Origin of the sequence: Sphingopyxis sp. LC81 (genome assembly GCF_000756375.1) — a bacterium.
Taxonomy (GTDB): Bacteria; Pseudomonadota; Alphaproteobacteria; order Sphingomonadales; family Sphingomonadaceae; genus Sphingopyxis.
Genome location: NZ_JNFD01000028.1, coordinates 21,035 through 38,382 on the forward strand (window position 1 = coordinate 21,035; position 17,348 = coordinate 38,382).

The window sequence follows — 17,348 nt, forward strand, 5'->3', positions numbered from 1 at the left end:
TAGTCGCAGAGGAGTGGGCAAACGATAGGGTGCTGGCCCACCCCCAACCCCTCCCGCAAGCGGGAGGGGAGCAGATGTCACCGCGTCGGCGCTTCCAGCATATTCTTCCCGAACAGGTTCGACCATTGCTCCTCGGTCAGCACCGGGCGCGCGCTCGATAGGTTCGCGGCGTTCTTGACGTCGGTCCCTGCCATCACCGCGGGTCGCTCGCCGATCCGCGCAAACCAGTCGGCGACTGCGGGATAATCATCGAGCGTCAGCCCGATCGCGCGGATCGCCCGCGTCCACGGCCATGCCGCGATATCGGCGATCGAATATTCCTCGGCCAGATAATCGGCCTCGCCGAGGCGGCCATTGAGCACGTGGAGCAGCCGCAAGGTCTCGTTGCGATAGCGTTCGACCGGATAGGTCTGCCCTTCGGGCGCATAGCGGATGAAATGATGCGCCTGTCCCTGCATCGGGCCGAAACTCGCCATCTGCCACATCAGCCATTGCTGCGCCTGACTGCGGCGGCGCGGGCTTTCGGGGAGCAGCTGCCCGCTCTTTTCGGCGAGGTAGAGCAGGATCGCGCCGCTCTCGAACACCGGCAGCGGCGCCCCACCGCCGATCGGGTCATGGTCGACGATCGCGGGCAGGCGGCCGTTCGGATTGATCCGGCGATATTCGGGGGTGAGATGATCCCCTTCGAGCATGTTCATCGCGAGCAATCGGTGCGGCAGCCCGACCTCTTCGAGCATGATCGAAACCTTGTGGCCGTTGGGCGTGGGTGTGAAATAGACGTCGATCATCGCGCTTCACCCCTTCACACAGGTCACGACCGCGATCGCCGCTTCCCTTTTGAGGAAAGCTTCGATCGCGGCCGATCCCTGGGACATCGAATTCGAACCTAGAACTTGATCCCGGCCTCGACCGAAATGTTGCGGGTGGGTTCGAGATAGAGGATCGCGCGCGGGGCCGCGGTGATCGGCGCCGGCAGGTTGAATGCGCTGCCGATCGTTTTCTCGTTGGTCAGATTTTTGCCGACGAGCGCGACGTGCCAGCGGTCGTCCTGGTCGGCCAGCTGAACGCGAAGGTCGAGCTTCGCATAGCCGCGCTGGACACCGAAGATCGGGCTCTGGTTGTCCGAATTGAAATATTTCGACCGCGCCGACGCGACGCCCGTGATGTCGAACTTCAGATCGCTCGACAGGTCGAACCGCGCGTGTGCCGTGACGCTACCCGTGAACTTCGACGAATAGGCAACGGGGTAACCGGCCAGGTTATTGTTCGCGACGTGGTTCGGTTGCGTCCGATCGGTCTGCGCGGGATTGCAAACCGACAACGGCTGGCTGGCGAGGCAGGCCGCGCCGGGATAGTCGTCATATTTGATATCCGAATAGGCGGCCGACGCGCTGATGTCGAAATTGGGGATCGGGTAGATGCTGAGCGATCCTTCGACGCCCTTCGACGTTGCCGCGGCGGCATTGCCGGTCAGGTAGCTCGAGATCGCGGGCTGATACACCGAAACCTGCAGGTCCTTGAACTTCGTGTGATAGGCGGAGACGTTCGCGACGACCTTGCCGTCGAACAGTGTCGATTTGATGCCCGCCTCGAAATTCTCCGACCGTTCGGGCTCGAACGAGAAGGTCGCGCTTGTTGTGCCGAGTGTGTTCGAGACGAAACCGCCCGACTTCGAACCGCGGCCCCAGGTCGCGTAGGCCATGATGCGCGGCGCGATGTCGTACTGCAGCGTCACCGACGGATCGACATTGCCTTCGCTGATCGAACCCGTGGCGCTGGAGATCGGACGCAGCGCGAAGGGGCCGTAGACGAGCCGCGAGGCGAAACTGCCGTCCTTCTTCGTGTGGCTGTAACGCAGGCTGCCGATCGCGCGGAACGCGTCGCTGATGTTGAACGTCGCCTGGCCAAAGACCGACCAGGATTCAGCCTTCTGCCTGAACAGGCTGTCGATACGGCCGAAATAGTTGAGCGCCGCGATGTTGAAGCCCTGAAATTGCTCCAGCGTGTAATCGGACTTGTCGTAATAGGCGCCCGCGATGAATTCGACGGTCTTGCCCGTCGGCGACAGGATGCGAATTTCCTGCGAAATCTGGTCGAAACGTTCGGGGAAGGCGTTGTAGACCGAATTGGCTGTGATCGCTCCGCCGCGGTTCGGGATCGTCTGGTCGAAGCCGTTGACGATCTTCGACTTGAACCAGCTATAGCCGGTGACCGAGGTCAGCGTGAAATCGCCGAGCGCGAGGTTGCCGACGCCCGAGATCATCACCGACTTGTTGTTGTTCCCCTCGTCGCCGAGTGCCGAGCGCTCGAGATAGCGCGTGGTCTGCGGATCCTGGCCGCTGGTCAGCGGGCTCGATACGGTGATGCCGCCGATGACTTCGCGGTTTCCGTACTCGACCTTCGCGGTGTAATCGAAATTGTTCGACGGCTCCCACTTCACGGTCAGGCGCAGCAGCTGCGACTTGATTTCGGGGTCGTCGTGATCGGTCGCGCGGTTATAGATATAGCCGTCCTGGTTGACGATCTTGTACGCGAAGCGCGCGCCGAGCGTGTCGCTGATCGGCCCTGACAGATAGCCCGAGAAATCGGTGCCCTTGTGGTCGAAGTTGTAAAGGCCGGTGATTGCGCCTTCGAAATCCTTCGTCGGACCTGCCGACACGACGCTGACCGCACCCGCGGCGGTGTTCTTGCCGAACAGCGCGCCTTGCGGACCGCGCAGCACTTCGACACGCGCGAGGTCGAAGAAGGGCGCCTGCGCCTGCCGGTTGCGGCCGGCATAGATGCCGTCGACATAGAGCGAGACCGACTGGTCGAACGCGAAGTTCGCCGGCGGCGAACCGAAGCCGCGGATATAGATGACGTCGTTGCCCGCGGTAGACTGGACGAAGACGTTCGGCGTGTAGTTCATCACCGCCTTGATATCGCTGGTGTTGAACTCGGCGAGCTTGGCGCCGCTCACGACTTCCATCGAAATCGGCACGTTCTGCAGATTCTGTTCGCGCTTTTGGGCGGTCACGATGATTTCGTTGGCGTTGCTGTCGTCGACGTCCGCCGTGTCCGCGGGGGCTGCCTGCGCCATCGCTGGCGCGGCATTGGCAAGCATCGCGATCGCCGCCACGCCGGACAGCAGGAACTGGTTATGCGCCTTCATCTTCACCCTCCCATAGAGCTTATCGTCGCGGTCCCGGAAAGCTTCCGATCCGTCAATCTGATTGACCCTTAGTATACTAATGGTTTTATGCTTGTCCATAGGCAGGAAGAGGATTCGCATTATGAACGAAGAAAATACGCAGACCACCCCGGTCGCACTCGCGACGCGGCATCTGTGCACCGTCGAGTTCGAGGTGGGGGGCGGGATCATCGGCATCGGTGCGTCGCCCTTCGGCGATCAGCGGCTCGGCTATATCAGCGGCGGCCGGTTTTTCGGTCCGCGTATCAATGGTATAGTTTTGCCCGGCGGCGGGAACTGGTCGCGTGGTGGGCGGCTGGGCGACGATGCTTCGGTCGGCACCTTCGATGCCCGCGCGGTGTGGCAGACCGACGAGGGCGAGCTCATCTACCTCAGCTACACAGGCCGCAACATCATTCCCGACGATGTGCGCGCGACGTTTGCCGATCCCGCCGTCCCCGACGCCGACCCGTCGCGCTATTATCTGCGAATCGCACCCGTGTTCGAAACCGCGAGCGCCAAATATGGCTGGCTCAACGGCGTGCTCGCGGTCGGCGTCGGCGAGCGCACCGATTTCGGGGTGCGCCATGTGATCCACGAGGTGCTGTGAAATGATCGACCTCCATTATTCGGCGACCCCGAACGGCCAGAAGATCGCGATCATGCTTGAGGAAATCGGCGAACCCTACCGCATCATTCCCTATGACATTTTCGACGGCGACCAACTGACCGCCGCGTTCGGGCGCATCAACCCGAACCACAAATTGCCCGCGATCGTCGATCAGGATCCGGCAGGCGGAGGCGACCCGATCACCATATTCGAGTCGGGCGCGATCCTGCAATATCTCGCCGAAAAGAGCGGGCGCTTCCTGCCCGCGTCGGGCGCGGCGCGCGCGGCGACCTTGTCATGGCTGACCTGGCAGGTGGCGGGACTCGGACCGATGGGCGGACAGGCGAGCCATTTCATGCGCTATGCGCCGGCCGGGCAGGACTATGCGGTCGAACGCTATACGAAGGAAGTGAAGCGCCTGCTCACTGTGCTCGAAAAGCGGCTGGAGAAAAGCGCCTATGTCGCGGGTGACGATTATACGATCGCCGACATGGCGATCTGGCCGGGTCGAGCTTCCGCATTCGTAATGGGGATGGGGCTGGACGAATGGCCCGCGATGCATGGCTGGTTCGAACGGATCCGCGGACGCCCGGCGGTAGCGCGTGCGATGGCGCGTGAGGATCTGAAGGCGCCGGCCAAATATGTCGGCCGCCACCAAAAGCTCGACGACAAGGAATGGTCGAACATGTTCGGTGCCGCGAACCATGCGGCGGTTGCGAAGGACTGAACGTCAGCGCTTTGCGTGCTGGCGGTCGCCCCACAGGATCGCGCGATGCTCGTCAGTGAAACCGGTGAGCCCGCCCTCGATCGTCTCGGCGCGCGCGACGCCGACGGTCATGCCTTCGGCGACCGCGGGGCGTTCGAGCATCGCGGCGCCCCAGCGATCGACATTGGGGAAACGCCCGGCCTTTTCGATCAGCTGGCGGCGCAGATAGGGCAGCGTCGCCATGTCGGCGATCGTATAGTCGTCGCCCGCGAGCCACGCGGCCTCGCCCAGGCGCTTGTCGAGCACCATCATCAGCCGGTCGACCTCGCGGCTGTAGCGCTCGATCGCATATTCGTGCCGATCCTTGGCATAGTGCGAGAAATGCACTTCCTGCCCGAACATTGGGCCGACGCCTGACACCTGGAACATCAGCCATTGCCAGCAGATCGCGCGCTTCACCGGATCGGCCGGCATGAAGCGCCCGCTCTTTTCGGCGAGATAGAGAAGGATCGCGCCGGTTTCCCACAGCACGAACTGCTTGCCGCCGGGACCTTCGTCATCGACGATCACCGGCGTCTTGTTGTTCGGGTTGAGCGCGAGGAACTCGGGCGTCAGCTGATCTCCCGCGAGGATGTCGATATATTCGAGCCGCCATTCGAGCCCCATTTCGAGAAGTGCGATCGCGATCTTGCGCGCGTTGGGGGTGGGGCCACCATAGAGCGTAATCATCGCGTCAGGCCTCCCGTCCGAGCCAGCGTTTCAGCACGTCGGCGCTGTCCTGCCCGACCGTCAACGGAGCAGGGCGGCGCACGCTGCCCGGCGTCGCCGACAGTTTGGGAAACACCCCCTGCATCGTGACTTCGCCGAACTCGGCATCCTCAACCGTCACCAGCGCATCGCGCGCAGCGAAATGCGGGTCGTTCAGCATGTCTTCTGCATCGAAGACGCGGCCCGCGGGAACGCCCGCCTCGACCATCTTCGCTTCGAGTTCGGCGATCGTCAGCGTGCTCGTCCATTCGCCGATCAGCGCGTCGAGCTCCTCCTGCCGCACGCCCCGCGCGCGGTGCGTCGCATAACGCTCGTCGCTGGCGAGTTCGGGGCGCCCCATCGCGGCGGCGAGGCGCGCGAAAACCCCGTCCTGATTGGCGCCGATCAGATATTCGCCGTCCTTGCACGGATAGACATTCGACGGCGCGATCGCGGGCAGCGTCGACCCGGTGCGGCGGCGCTTGGTGCCGCTCGCCGAGTAATCGGACACGGTCGATTCCATCACCTGCAGCACCGCTTCATAAAGCGCCGAATCGACGATCTGGCCTTCACCGGTCTTGCTGCGGTGGTGGAGCGCGGCGAGTGCGCCCATGCATCCGTAAGTGGCGGCGAGCGTGTCGCCGATCGACACCCCCATGCGTGCGGGCGGGAGGTCGGGATAGCCGACGATGCCGCGCCACCCGCCCATCGCCTCACCGATGCCGCCGAAACCCGCGCGTGCGGAGTAGGGGCCGGTCTGGCCATAGCCCGACACGCGCACCACGATCAGCCCGGGATTCGCCTTGCGCAGCTCGGCGGGGTCGAGATTCCATTTTTCGAGCGTGCCGGGACGGAAATTCTCGATCAATATGTCGGCCTTGGCGATCAGCTCGCGCGCGAGTGCCTGGCCTTCCTCCGACCGCAAATCGACCGCGACCGAATATTTGTTGCGCGCGATCACGCGCCACCAGCTCGGCTTGTCGCCCTGGCCCCAGTTGCGCATCTGGTCGCCGGTCTCCGGCGGTTCGAGCTTGACGATCTCGGCGCCCATGTCGCCGAGGAGCTGGCCGCAGAAGGGGCCCGCGATCAGCTGCCCCATCTCGACCACCCTGATGCCTTCCAGCGCGCCCCCGCTGCCCGTCTCGCTCATATCGTTCCTTTCGCGGCCGACTCTGGTAAGACGACCTGCCTCGCCCATGGCCTTTGTATACTTAGAATGCTATGTAATTTTCAACCTGCTAAATGACTCGGGATAATCGGGACGCAAGATGTTGAAAAATCATGCTGTAGAACTGGTCGAGGTCGGCCCGCGTGACGGGCTGCAGAATGAAGCGGCGATCGTGTCGACCGCCGACAAGCTGGAGTTGATCCGCCGCGCGATCGACTATGGTGTCCGGCGTATCGAGGTGACGAGCTTCGTCAATCCCAAGAAGGTGCCGCAGCTCGCCGACGCCGAGGAGCTGGTCGCGATGCTGCCCGAATGCGACGATGTCACCTGGATCGGCCTCGTCCTCAATCGCCGCGGCGCCGAGCGCGCGCTCGCCACCGGGCGGATCGACGAGCTGGGCGCGGTGTGCGTGACGAGCGACAGCTTTGGCATCCGCAACCAAGGCCAAAACTCTGATGAATCGCTCGCCGCCGCGATGGAGATCGTCGGCTTGGCAAAGGCGGCGGGGCGCAGCGGCCAGATCACCATCGCGACCGCCTTCGGCTGCCCGTTCGAAGGCAAGGTCGCAATCGATCGCGTCGTCGAGATGGCGAAGCGCGCCGCCGACGTAGCCCCACGGGAAATTGCGCTCGCCGACACAATCGGCGTCGGCGTGCCCGCGCAGGTTTCCGAGATGGTGGGACGCGTGCGCGAAGCCGTCGGCGAACTGCCCGTGCGCGTCCATTTCCACAACACGCGCGGCACCGGCATCGCCAATGTCTGGGCGGCTGTAGAGGAAGGCGCGGTGACGGTCGACGCGTCGCTCGGCGGGCTCGGCGGCTGCCCCTTCGCGCCCGGCGCGGCGGGCAATGTCGCGACCGAGGACGTGATCTACATGCTCGAACAGAGTGGCATCGAAATGGGTATCACGCTGCCGCAGGTCGTCGAGGCGGCGGGATGGCTTGCCGGTGTGATGGGGCGTCCCTTGCCCGCGATGGTCAGCAAGGCGCCCGCCTTTCCCTAGAAGGTCGCGAGCAGCGCCATCACGACCCCGCCGACGACGAGCAGCAGCCCCGCGACCTCGTGCCAGCGCACCGGCTCGCGCAGATAGAAATGCGCGAAGCCGATCGTGAACACGACCTCGACCTGCCCGACGATGCGCACCAGCGCCGCCGGCGCCGCGGCAAAGCCGATATACCAGCACGCCGAGCCGAGCGCCGACAGCAGCCCGACCTGACTCGAGTTCCGCCATGTGCGGCAAACCGCGCGCGCGGTGTCGCGGTCGCGCAGCAAAACCCAAGCAAGGTGCAGCGTGGTCTGGATCGCCATCACGACCACGAGCGTGACGAGCGCCGAACCGATCAGGTCGACGCCATCGAGTTCGGCGGTCGCAAGCTTCACCGCGATCGCGGCGAGCGCGAACATCGACCCCGCGCCGAGCCCGCACAGCGCCGCGGGCTGGCCGAGCGCGCGCCATATCTCGCGCCCCGAAACCCCGCGTCCGGCCAGCGCGAGTACCAGCACACCCGTGACACCCGCAACGATCCCGATCCATGCTAGCAGCGGCAGCCGCTCGCCTAGGAACAGCGCGGTGACGAGCGCCGCCTGCACCGCTTCGGTCTTCGAAAAGGCGGTGCCGACGACGAACCCGCGATGCCCGAACGCCATGATGAGCAGGATCGTCCCCGCCATTTGCGTGATCGCCCCGGCGACGGCGAAACCGGCGAAAGCCCCGCCGAACGCCGGGATCGCATCGTGCTGGATCGTCAGCCACGCCGCGGCGAAAACCAGCGCGAAGGGAAGGCCGTACAGATAGCGCACCAGTCCCGCGCCGCTGATGCTGAGTTCGGCGCGAAGCCGCTGCTGGAGCGCGGTTCGCCACGCCTGGAACAGGCCGCCGAACAGCGAGGCGGGAAGCCAGATCGGATTCATGCGATCCTCCCGCTCTGCCTGTTTTTCCCGACTCGCCCCGCGCTGTGCATGCCGCCCCATGCAATAGTTTTATTGCTAAGTATATGGCGTGCACCGATCGCTGCCCCCGACCTGTTACGCCAATCAGCTAGACCCGCGGCGTGGCAAGTTGCAGGATAGGTGCGGGAGAGCAAATGACGCACATATATACCGCCGGGCCGGCGAACTGACATGGCCGAACTCGACCTGCCGCTTTCGGACGAGCAACAAATGTTGCGCGATAGCATCCAGCGCTTCCTCGCCGACAATTTGCGCCCCGGCTGGCGCGAGCTTTCGGAGTCGCTCGGGCTAGCGGGCCTCGCGCTGCCCGAAAGCGCCGGCGGTTTCGGCGGCGGTCCGATCGACATCGCCGTCGTGATGGCCGAGCTGGGGCCGGCACTCGCGGGCGCCGACTGGCTTTCGCACGTCGCGGCGACGGCGCTGCTGGCGCGGGTCGTACCCGATCATCCGGCGCTGACTGATTTCGCGGTGGGTGGCCGCCGGATCGCCATCGTCTGCACGGCTTCGACCGCAGCGATGCCTGTGGTCGACGGCGAGCTGGCTCGCGGCAGCGCGGCGCTGGCCGCGGGTGCAGCCGAAGCCGATTTGCTTCTCCTCGCGAGCGACGAGGCGTTGCTGCTCATCCCCGCCGATGGCGACAAGGTCGAACAGCGGCATCGCATCATGCACGACGGCAGCGTCTCGGCAGACCTTGCCTTCACGCTCAAGCCCGGCGACACCACTTCGCTCGCGAGTGGTGACGCCGCGCGCCTGTGGGCCGACTATGCGAACGACCTGATCCTCGCGGCGCGCTGCGCCGAGGCGGTCGGGCTGATGCAGCGCATGATCGCCGACAGCATCGATTATCTCGGCCAACGGACGCAGTTCGGCACGCCGATCGGCCGTTTCCAGTCGCTGCGCCACCGCGCGGCCGACATGCAACTCGCGGCGATGAAGGCGGCGGCGCTGACCGAGGAAGCGATCCTTGCGGTCGATCAAGACCGCGCCGACCGCGCACAGGCGGTCAGCGCCGCTTGCATCGAGGTCGGCGACGCGGTGCGCATCGTCGGCGAAAGCGCGGTGCAGATCCATGGTGCGATGGGGCTGACCGAAGAGCTCAACCTCGGCGGCCATTTCAAACGCGCGCTCGCGATTGCGGCGGCATTCGGTCCGCGCGCCGGTCATCTTGCGCGTTTTGCCGGGGCGGCTGCCTAACCCAGCATCGTCCTTGCGATCAGGTCGCGCTGGATTTCGTTCGATCCGGCGTAAATGGTCGCCGCGCGGTCGTTGAGATAGCGCGGCACCGCGACCGCCAGCTCGGCGGGCGTCTGCCCGTCGGCGTCGGCCCATGCGGCATGGCCCGCAACCTCGCACGCCAGCGCGTCGATGCGCTGCGCGGTTTCGGTGCCGAGTATCTTCAGCGCCGACGCGTAAAGTGCTGTGCTACCGCCAACGCCGCGCATCGCCTTGAGTTCGAGTGCTTGCAGCGCCTTCAGCGTCACCGCCTCGCGGTCGAGCTGCGCGCGCAGCACCGGTTCGATGTCGTCGCGGGCGCGCAGCCGTTCGAGGCGGCCGATCAGCCCCGGCGCATATTTTCCGCCGCGCTCGAAGGTCAGCAGATGCTTCGCGACCGACCAGCCTTCATTCTCTTCGCCGAGCCGGTTCGCCTGCGGGACGCGGACATCGTCGAAGAAGACCTGATTGAATTCATGGTCGCCCGCGAGCGTGCGGATCGGTTCGACTATGATCCCCGGCGTCGCCATGTCGAGCAGCAGGAAGCTGATCCCCGCCTGCGGCTTGCCTTCGTTCGACGTGCGGACAAGTGCGAACATGCGGTTGGCGAAATGCGCGTGCGTCGTCCAGATCTTCGACCCGTTCAGGATATAATCGCCGCCATCGGGCACCGCGCGCAGTTGCAGCGCGGCCAGATCTGACCCCGCGCCGGGCTCCGAAAAGCCCTGGCACCAATAATCCTCGCCCGACAATATGCGCGGCAGATAATGGGCGCGCTGTTCGGCGCTGCCATAATGCATGATCACTGGCGCGACCATCTTGAGGCCCATCGGCGCCAAATTCGGTGCGCCGGCCTGCGCGCATTCGGCGGCGAAGATATAGCGCTCGATCTCGCCCCATCCCGGGCCGCCGAATTCGGCGGGCCAGTCGGGCGCTGCCCAGCCTTTGGCATGGAGGATGCGCTGCCACGGCAGCGAGATGTCGGGATCGATAAAGACGCTTGTCGCACGCGCCGCACCGCGGCGGATATCGTCGGGCAGATGCGCGGAGAGGAAGGTGCTCACCTCATCGCGAAAGGCGGTCAGCGCCGGGTCGTTCAGCATGTCCATGCCCCGGACTTGTAGGTCGCGGTGAGGCGGGGCCAAGCTGGCACCTGCGTCAGGCCGCGCGCGCGCCGACGAAGCCGAGTCCCGCGGCGATCTGGATCGACTGCGCGCGCCCGGTCGCGCCGAGCTTTGCCGCGGCGTTGCGCAGGTGGAACCGCACCGTCGACACCGACAGCGACAGGATGATCCCGATCTCGCCATCGGTCTTGCCCGCCGCCGCCCAGCGCAGGCACTGGACCTCGCGGCGGGTCAGCGTCTGCGGCACGGTGGCGTTGCGCGGGCGGTCGCGCGCCTCATTGTGCGTCGCAACAAGCTTGAGCGCGAGATTGTGCAAGTCGCCGGCGTGCTTTGCGAACAGCGGCTCGACCCCGACGGGTTCGCGCGAGCACCAGAAGACCGCGCCGACCAGCCCGCGCGGCAGGTGGACCGGCGCGATGATCGCTTCGCCGAAATTAGGCGTGTTCTTCGCCTGCGAGCAGTCGACCTCGTCAAGTAGGCGCGTCGATCGCCATGTGCCGAGGCGGCCGTCGCTGTAATAAAAGGGTTCGGCGACGAGCCGTGCGGCGGTCAGAAAGGCCAGCTGCAACGCCAGCTTGCGGTCGCGCCAATAGGCATAGCTCGGGTCGACCCAGCGAAAGCTGGTTTCGGCATAGGGACGGCCTTCGGCGTCGCTCATCGGTTCGGGGTCGCCCAGGTCGGCCTGTGCCGCGACGAAGGGCAGGCCGATCGCGTCGCCCGCCGCCTGCACCGCCGCAATCAGCGCCGGCATTTCGGCCCAGCATTCGCGCTGATGATCCATGACCCGCTTTTCCCTCCACATCCTGACACAGGTGTCAGCTTGTCCGCCCGGCCGCAATTCTATGTTCTGCCATTGTCCGGTTTCGCGCGACGCTCGCACAAAGACGAGTTCGGCGACAAGCTGTTTGAGGGAGGATGGATGATGAAAGCAATGCGTATTTTCTTGGGTGCGGGCACGGCGATCGGTCTGGTTATTGCGGCACCGGCCTTCGCAGCCGAGGAAACCGCCGCCGACACGGTCGCGGCCGAAGGCGACATCATCGTCACCGCGCAGCGCCGCGCCGAATCGATGAACGACGTCGGCATGGCGATCCAGGCGGTCGATGGCGCGACGCTCGAAAACCTCCGCGTCACCGACATGCGCGACCTGACAACGGTGGCGCCGAGCTTCACCGTTTCGCAAAGCTATCAGGGCGTGCCGACCTATACGCTGCGCGGAATCGGCTTCAACACGATCAACCTCTCCTCGACCTCGACCGTCGGTACTTACGTGGACGAAGTCGCCTATGCCTATCCGATCATGAATACCGGGCCGGTGATGGACCTCGAACGCGTCGAAGTGCTCAAGGGGCCGCAGGGCACGCTCTATGGCCGCAACACGACCGCGGGCCTGATCAACTTCATCACCGCCAAGCCGACCGACAGCTTCGATGCCAGCATCAAGGCCGACCTCGGCAATTATCAGACGTACAACATCGGCGGCCATATCTCGGGCCCGCTCGGCGAAGGCATCGCCGCGCGCATCGCGTTCCGCAGCGAGAATAGCGACAAGGGTTGGCAGGTCAGCAACACGCGGGGCGAGCGGCTCGGCGAGGTCGAGAAATATGGTGTGCGCGGGTCGCTCGCGATCGACCCGGCGCCGGGCACGCATTTCGACCTGTCGGTCACATATTGGCGCAACAAGTCGGACACCGTCGCGGGGCAGGGGATCGGCTTTACCCCGGCGACAAACCCCGTCGGCGGCACCAGCAATTCACGCTTCTTCAACGCGCCGGGGCTCGCGACGTACCTCGCGAACAATTTTCCGACCAAGGCGAGTCAGGCCGACTGGGCGCCCGAGGCGAATCGTTCGGCCGATATCGGCACCGGCACCGGCCTCGACGGGCCGCTCGCCGAGGACAATCGCTTCTGGGGGCTGAAGCTGCGCTGGGATCAGGATCTCGGCGAGACGATGAAGCTTGTCTCGCTCACCAGCTACAACGACTTCAAGCGCAACGCACTCTCCGACTGGAGCGGCGCGCCGTTCGAAATCCTGCTTCAGAACACCGTCGGGCGGATCAAGAGCTTTGCGCAGGAGCTGCACGTCGAGGGCGAGGCCGGCGCGGTGAACTGGCTGGTCGGCGGCTATTATGCGAACGACCGCATCATCGATTCCAACCGCACCTTGCTCGGCCAGAATGCGAATGTCGGGCTGATCCGTGCCGCCGGGGCGCCGCTGCTCGCCAGCCCGATCTTCAACTCGGGCGGTTATACCCCGCTGCAACTCAGCCAGGCTTTCCGTACCTATGAGGATTTCGGGCGCATCCGCACCAAGACGTGGAGCATTTTCGGTAACGCCGATGCCGAACTGACCGACCAGCTCAAGCTGACCGTCGGCGTTCGCTACACCGAGGACAAGCAGCGCTACAACGGCTGCTCGCGCGACTTCAACGGCAATATGTTGCCGAACGTCAATGTCGTGAACCGCGCGCTCTATCTGCAAACCTATGGCGTGCTCGCGCCGCAGATTTCGCAGGGCCAGTGCAACACCTTCGACCCCGCGACGGGCCGGTTTGGGGAAGTCCAGTCGCTGCTCAAGGAAAACAATGTCGCCTGGCGCGTCGCGCTCGACTGGTCGCCGAACGACGACACCTTGCTCTACGCGTCAGTGTCGCGCGGCTATAAATCGGGGACGACGCCGATCAACGCCGCGAACCTTGCGCGGCAGAATGCGCCGGTGAAACAGGAAAAGCTGACCGCCTACGAAGTCGGCGTGAAGGCAACGCTCGCCGACCGCGCGGTGCAGGCCAATCTCTCGGCCTTCTATTACGACTATGCCGACAAGCAGATCAGCACCTACTTCGCCGATCCGATCTACACCGCGCTGTCGCGGCTCGACAATGTGCCCGACAGCGAGGCTTACGGCGTCGAGGGCGAGCTCACGATCCGCCCGGCGACGGGGCTGACGATCGCCGCCAACGCGCTGTACCTCAAGACGCGGATCAATAATTACAACGGCACCAACGCCGCGGGGCGACCCGAGAATTTCGACGGGGCGGAGTTCATCTATAGCCCCAAATTCCAAGGCAGTCTGACGCTCGCCTATGACACGCCGGTCAGCGACACGGTCAACCTGACCGGCGCGATCAGCGCGCGTTACCAGAGCAAGTCGAACACGATCTTCGAGGATCTCGATCTCTACAAGGTCGATGCCTATGGCACGGTCAACGCGAGCCTTGGCCTGAAAGACGAAAGCGGCTGGTCGGTGTCGCTATGGGCGAAAAACCTCTTCGACAAATATTATTGGTCGGCGGTCGCCAGCAATGCCAACGTCGTCGTGCGTTTCGCTAATCAGCCGCGAACCTATGGCCTGACTTTGGGTTATGACTTCTGAAGGAGCGAATGACGGTGGTGCGTGCGCCGATGCAGAGTGAATATCTGGGGACGGCGATCGATTTCGCCGCGCCGCTCGGCGAGCCCGCGCTGCTGGCGCCCGACAGCGTCCAGTGGCGCATCTACAAAAACCCGATCGCGCTCGGCATCGGCGGGATCGCCGCGGTGCTGCTCGAATTCGCCGAGCCGCGCATCCGGTCGGGGGTGTGGGACCATTCGACCTACAAGGCCGACCCGATCGGCCGCTCGCGCCGCACCGGACTCGTCGCGATGCTCGCCTGCTACGGCCCGGCGAGCAGCGCGAAGGCCGTCATCGGGCAGGTCAACCGCATGCACGGCAAGGTGAAGGGCGAGACGCCCGGTGGCACCAGATATCGCGCGCTCGACCCCGTGCTGCTCGACTGGGTTGCCGCAACCGCGTCCTATGGCTTCCTGATGGCTTACGACCGCTTCGTCCATCCACTCAGCGACGCCGACAAGGACCGCTTCATGGCCGACGGCGACGCGATCGGGCGCGAGTTCGGGGCGCGGCATACGCCGCCGACGGTGGGCGCGTTCATGGCGATGATGGACGAACTCGAACCGCGCTTCGAACCGCATCCGATCATCTTCGAATTCCTCGACATTATCCAGTCGGGCCGCGCGGCGCCGGGCGTGCCGCGATTCCTGCATCGTGCGATCGCGCGCGCGTCGGTGTCGCTGCTTCCCGGGCATATCCGGCGCAAGCTGGAACTCGGCCCGCGCTATGATCTGACGCGGCTCGACCGCACCGCATTACGGATCGCCGGCCGGCTTGCCGACCGTCATATCGATCGCACCGCGCCGCATTGTCAGGCCAGCGTCCGCCTCGGCCTGCCGCATGATTTCCTTTTCAAATCACCCGCCGAGCAGCGGCGCTTGCTCGCCGCCTAGCTGCAGCGATTAAAGCCGGCGCCGCGCACCGCGCGCCCAGGCGTCGCGCCGCTATGCTCGCCGTTCCGCAACACGCCAACGCCGTTGACGAACACGTCACGAACCCCGACCGAATATTGGTGCGGCTTCTCGAAGGTCGAGCGGTCGCCGATGGTCGCCGGGTCAAACACCACAACGTCAGCATAATAGCCGGGCTTCAGCGCCCCGCGATCCTTGATGCCCAGATTGGTCGCGGGCAGGGTGGTGAGCCGGTACACCGCCTGTTCGAGCGGGATCAGCTTCTCGTCGCGGACATAACGGCCGAGCAGCCGCGCAAAGTTGCCATAGGTGCGCGGGTGCGACCCCGATTTCAGGAAGACACCCTCGGTCGCCTGCGACGCGGCGTCCGACCCGAAGCTCATCCATGGCAGCTGGACCTGCTTGCGCACATTGTCCTCGGACATCAGGAAATAGACGGTGCCGACGCGCGAGCCATCCTCGACGACGAGGTCCATCGCGGTTTCTTCGGGGCTTTTGCCGCGCATCGCCGCAACCTCGGCAAGCGTCTTTCCGGTCAGCGGTTTCAGCGCGTCATTCTTGAACCCCGACAGGATCATCTTGTCGGCGCCCGCGCCGAAATAGAGATTTTCCCAATTGCTGCCGGGCTTCTTCATTTCTTCGGCGACGCGCGCGCGGATCGCGGGGTCTTTCAGCCGCTTGATCCACTCCTCGAGCCCGCCCGCCTGCACCCACGTCGGCATCGCGGCATCGAGCCCCGTCGCGCCGGCGGTATAGGTGTACATGTCGGTCGTGATCTTAAGCCCTTCGGCCCGCGCGTCCTCGATCTTTTTCACGATCGTATCGAGCTTGCCCCAGTTGCTACGCCCCGCCATCTTGAGGTGATAGATTTCGGCGGGCGCGCCCGACCGCCGCGAAATGTCGATCAGCTCGTCGACGGCTTCCTCGATCCGGTCGCCTTCGGAGCGCATATGGCTAATATACATGCCGCCGCATTTCGCGGCCTCGCTGGTCAGCGCGACAAGCTCGTCGGTTTCGGCATAAGATCCGGGCGCGTAGATGATCGAACTGCCGACCCCCATCGCGCCCTCGTTCATCGCCTGCTTCACCAGCGCGCGCATCCGGGCGAGCTGTTCGGGCGTCGGGTCGACATCGCCTTCGCCCAGCTCATGGACGCGCACGGTCGCAGCGCCGATGAAGCTCGCGACATTGGTCGAAACGCCGCGCTTTTCGAGCCAGGACAAATAGTCGCCGAGGCTGGTCCACTCGATCGGAAATTTGATGTCGCCCTGCCGGTCGGTTTCCAGCGCCTTCATCGTCGCGTTCACCGGCCCCATTGACCAGCCTTCGCCCATTACCTCCAGCGTGACGCCCTGGCGGATATCGCTCTGGCTCTTGGGGTCGGCGATCAGCGACTCGGTCGCCCAGCTCAGCATGTTGATGAAGCCCGGCGCGACCGCCATGCCCTTCGCCGCAACCTCGGTCTTCGCGGTGCCGTCGACTTTGCCCACCGCGACGATGCGGTCGTCCTTGATCGCGACATCGCCGACGACGGGTGCCTTGCCCGACCCATCGTAGATCGTCCCGCCGCGGATGATGAGGTCGTAGGCGGGCGCCTGTGCGGCCACCGGCACGGATACCAGCATCGAACTGCAAAGCAGTAGGAAGGACGGTGCGACGCGCCGGTGGGATGCCATCAGTTTCTCCGTGATCTGGGGTGTCAGCCGTGCAGGCTCATCAGGCTGTCCATCAGCCCGTCGTCGGCGCTTGAGCAGACGCCGAGAACCAGCGCCTCCTCATATCCCTCGGCGACGACATAGGCGTGGCCCATCGACGAATCGAGATAGATGCCCTGACCGGTTTTCAGCGCGACCGGGTCGTAGAATTCGGTGTGAATCTCGACCTCGCCTTCAAGAACGAAGATGAATTCCTCACCCTGATGTCGGACGAGATCGCCGAATTCGCGGGCGCTGTGCGCGCGGATCCGCGTGATGATCGGGATCATCCGCTTTTGCCGCAGGTCGGTGCAGAGATAGTGATAATCGTAATTGTCGGTGGTGACGCGCACCGCCTGGTCGATCGTGCCGACGCTGCGACGGCCGGTCACGCGCGGCGAACTGTCGCCTTCGTCTTCGGCGAACAGGTCCGACATGCGGATGTTGAGTCGCTGGCTGAGCTGCTGGAGCTTGTCATAGCTCAGCGTCAGCCGGTCGTGCTCGACCTTCGACAATGTCGAGACCGGGATGCCCGATTTCGCGCTCATTTCCTTGAGCGTCCAGCCGTTTCGCGAGCGAATGCTCTTCATCACCGTGCCGAGCGTTGGCGGGGCTCCGCGATCAGCCATTAATTTTTCCATTCCATATTTGACAATTTTCCAATCA

15 protein-coding genes are annotated in these 17,348 nt (G+C 64.6%); 6 read left to right on the plus strand and 9 right to left on the minus strand.

The window, feature by feature from the left end; genetic code table 11:
• Positions 1 to 77: 77 nt before the first annotated feature.
• Together FG91_RS14040 and FG91_RS14045 are read right to left on the minus strand one after the other, a co-directional pair.
• Positions 78 to 788 (minus strand): glutathione S-transferase N-terminal domain-containing protein, encoded by a 711-nt coding sequence (locus FG91_RS14040; protein ID WP_037515980.1) that lies wholly within the window; start codon positions 786 to 788, stop codon positions 78 to 80.
• Between the two features lie 98 nt (positions 789 to 886).
• Positions 887 to 3,151, minus strand: a complete 2,265-nt coding sequence (locus tag FG91_RS14045; RefSeq protein WP_161785663.1) for a TonB-dependent receptor — start codon at positions 3,149 to 3,151, stop codon at positions 887 to 889.
• 121 nt (positions 3,152 to 3,272) lie between these two features.
• Here FG91_RS14045 and FG91_RS14050 point away from each other — a divergent pair, with 121 nt between their 5' ends.
• Both FG91_RS14050 and FG91_RS14055 read left to right on the plus strand, forming a co-directional pair.
• Positions 3,273 to 3,779 carry a DUF3237 domain-containing protein gene (locus FG91_RS14050; protein WP_052187616.1) on the plus strand — a complete coding sequence of 169 codons (507 nt, stop codon included), beginning with the start codon at positions 3,273 to 3,275 and terminating at the stop codon, positions 3,777 to 3,779.
• 1 nt (position 3,780) lies between these two features.
• On the plus strand, positions 3,781 to 4,506 hold the full coding sequence (locus tag FG91_RS14055) for a glutathione binding-like protein (RefSeq protein ID WP_037515983.1): 726 nt from the start codon (positions 3,781 to 3,783) through the stop codon (positions 4,504 to 4,506).
• A 3-nt stretch (positions 4,507 to 4,509) separates the two neighbouring features.
• Here the strand turns inward: FG91_RS14055 and FG91_RS14060 are convergent, their stop codons facing one another.
• Positions 4,510 to 5,214 (minus strand): glutathione S-transferase family protein, encoded by a 705-nt coding sequence (locus tag FG91_RS14060; RefSeq protein ID WP_037515985.1) that lies wholly within the window; start codon positions 5,212 to 5,214, stop codon positions 4,510 to 4,512.
• A 4-nt stretch (positions 5,215 to 5,218) separates the two neighbouring features.
• Positions 5,219 to 6,382, minus strand: a complete 1,164-nt coding sequence (locus FG91_RS14065) for a CaiB/BaiF CoA transferase family protein (RefSeq protein WP_052187617.1) — start codon at positions 6,380 to 6,382, stop codon at positions 5,219 to 5,221.
• A 118-nt stretch (positions 6,383 to 6,500) separates the two neighbouring features.
• On the opposite strand from FG91_RS14065, the gene FG91_RS14070 reads away from it, so the two are divergent.
• The gene (locus tag FG91_RS14070; protein WP_037515990.1) at positions 6,501 to 7,403 is read left to right on the plus strand and encodes a hydroxymethylglutaryl-CoA lyase; all 903 of its coding nucleotides are present in this window, start codon (positions 6,501 to 6,503) and stop codon (positions 7,401 to 7,403) included.
• Here the strand turns inward: FG91_RS14070 and FG91_RS14075 are convergent.
• Positions 7,400 to 8,311 (minus strand): EamA family transporter, encoded by a 912-nt coding sequence (locus tag FG91_RS14075; RefSeq protein WP_037515992.1) that lies wholly within the window; start codon positions 8,309 to 8,311, stop codon positions 7,400 to 7,402. The genes FG91_RS14070 and FG91_RS14075 overlap by 4 nt on opposite strands.
• Positions 8,312 to 8,521: 210 nt before the next feature.
• Between FG91_RS14075 and FG91_RS14080 the strand changes: the two genes are divergently transcribed.
• Positions 8,522 to 9,544 (plus strand): acyl-CoA dehydrogenase family protein, encoded by a 1,023-nt coding sequence (locus FG91_RS14080; protein WP_037515994.1) that lies wholly within the window; start codon positions 8,522 to 8,524, stop codon positions 9,542 to 9,544.
• Here FG91_RS14080 and FG91_RS14085 read toward each other — a convergent pair.
• On the minus strand, positions 9,541 to 10,665 hold the full coding sequence (locus tag FG91_RS14085; RefSeq protein WP_152568115.1) for an acyl-CoA dehydrogenase family protein: 1,125 nt from the start codon (positions 10,663 to 10,665) through the stop codon (positions 9,541 to 9,543). The two genes, FG91_RS14080 and FG91_RS14085, sit on opposite strands and share 4 nt — an antisense overlap.
• A gap of 55 nt (positions 10,666 to 10,720) precedes the next feature.
• Positions 10,721 to 11,467, minus strand: a complete 747-nt coding sequence (locus FG91_RS14090; RefSeq protein WP_037516001.1) for a helix-turn-helix transcriptional regulator — start codon at positions 11,465 to 11,467, stop codon at positions 10,721 to 10,723.
• Between the two features lie 150 nt (positions 11,468 to 11,617).
• On the opposite strand from FG91_RS14090, the gene FG91_RS14095 reads away from it, so the two are divergent.
• Both FG91_RS14095 and FG91_RS14100 read left to right on the plus strand, forming a co-directional pair.
• On the plus strand, positions 11,618 to 14,059 hold the full coding sequence (locus tag FG91_RS14095) for a TonB-dependent receptor (protein ID WP_235212046.1): 2,442 nt from the start codon (positions 11,618 to 11,620) through the stop codon (positions 14,057 to 14,059).
• Positions 14,060 to 14,067: 8 nt separating this feature from the next.
• A complete protein-coding gene (locus FG91_RS14100; protein ID WP_235212047.1) occupies positions 14,068 to 14,970 on the plus strand; it encodes an oxygenase MpaB family protein in 903 nt (300 codons plus the stop codon).
• Here the strand turns inward: FG91_RS14100 and FG91_RS14105 are convergent.
• Positions 14,967 to 16,664: an N-acyl-D-amino-acid deacylase family protein gene (locus FG91_RS14105; RefSeq protein ID WP_037516004.1), complete on the minus strand. Its 1,698-nt coding sequence runs from the start codon at positions 16,662 to 16,664 to the stop codon at positions 14,967 to 14,969. The two genes, FG91_RS14100 and FG91_RS14105, sit on opposite strands and share 4 nt — an antisense overlap.
• Positions 16,665 to 16,687: 23 nt before the next feature.
• Positions 16,688 to 17,311, minus strand: coding sequence for a helix-turn-helix domain-containing protein (locus tag FG91_RS14110; protein ID WP_037516006.1), 624 nt, complete (start codon positions 17,309 to 17,311; stop codon positions 16,688 to 16,690).
• Positions 17,312 to 17,348: the final 37 nt, after the last annotated feature.

Excerpts from the sequence above, each read along its gene's own strand:
- FG91_RS14040 (WP_037515980.1), bottom strand. The coding sequence starts at position 788 with ATGATCGACGTCTATTTCACACCCACGCCCAACGGCCACAAGGTTTCG.
- FG91_RS14045 (WP_161785663.1), bottom strand. The coding sequence starts at position 3,151 with ATGAAGGCGCATAACCAGTTCCTGCTGTCCGGCGTGGCGGCGATCGCG.
- FG91_RS14050 (WP_052187616.1), top strand. The coding sequence starts at position 3,273 with ATGAACGAAGAAAATACGCAGACCACCCCGGTCGCACTCGCGACGCGG.
- FG91_RS14055 (WP_037515983.1), top strand. The coding sequence starts at position 3,781 with ATGATCGACCTCCATTATTCGGCGACCCCGAACGGCCAGAAGATCGCG.
- FG91_RS14060 (WP_037515985.1), bottom strand. The coding sequence starts at position 5,214 with ATGATTACGCTCTATGGTGGCCCCACCCCCAACGCGCGCAAGATCGCG.
- FG91_RS14065 (WP_052187617.1), bottom strand. The coding sequence starts at position 6,382 with ATGAGCGAGACGGGCAGCGGGGGCGCGCTGGAAGGCATCAGGGTGGTC.
- FG91_RS14070 (WP_037515990.1), top strand. The coding sequence starts at position 6,501 with ATGTTGAAAAATCATGCTGTAGAACTGGTCGAGGTCGGCCCGCGTGAC.
- FG91_RS14075 (WP_037515992.1), bottom strand. The coding sequence starts at position 8,311 with ATGAATCCGATCTGGCTTCCCGCCTCGCTGTTCGGCGGCCTGTTCCAG.
- FG91_RS14080 (WP_037515994.1), top strand. The coding sequence starts at position 8,522 with ATGGCCGAACTCGACCTGCCGCTTTCGGACGAGCAACAAATGTTGCGC.
- FG91_RS14085 (WP_152568115.1), bottom strand. The coding sequence starts at position 10,665 with ATGCTGAACGACCCGGCGCTGACCGCCTTTCGCGATGAGGTGAGCACC.
- FG91_RS14090 (WP_037516001.1), bottom strand. The coding sequence starts at position 11,467 with ATGGATCATCAGCGCGAATGCTGGGCCGAAATGCCGGCGCTGATTGCG.
- FG91_RS14095 (WP_235212046.1), top strand. The coding sequence starts at position 11,618 with ATGCGTATTTTCTTGGGTGCGGGCACGGCGATCGGTCTGGTTATTGCG.
- FG91_RS14100 (WP_235212047.1), top strand. The coding sequence starts at position 14,068 with ATGACGGTGGTGCGTGCGCCGATGCAGAGTGAATATCTGGGGACGGCG.
- FG91_RS14105 (WP_037516004.1), bottom strand. The coding sequence starts at position 16,664 with ATGGCATCCCACCGGCGCGTCGCACCGTCCTTCCTACTGCTTTGCAGT.
- FG91_RS14110 (WP_037516006.1), bottom strand. The coding sequence starts at position 17,311 with ATGGCTGATCGCGGAGCCCCGCCAACGCTCGGCACGGTGATGAAGAGC.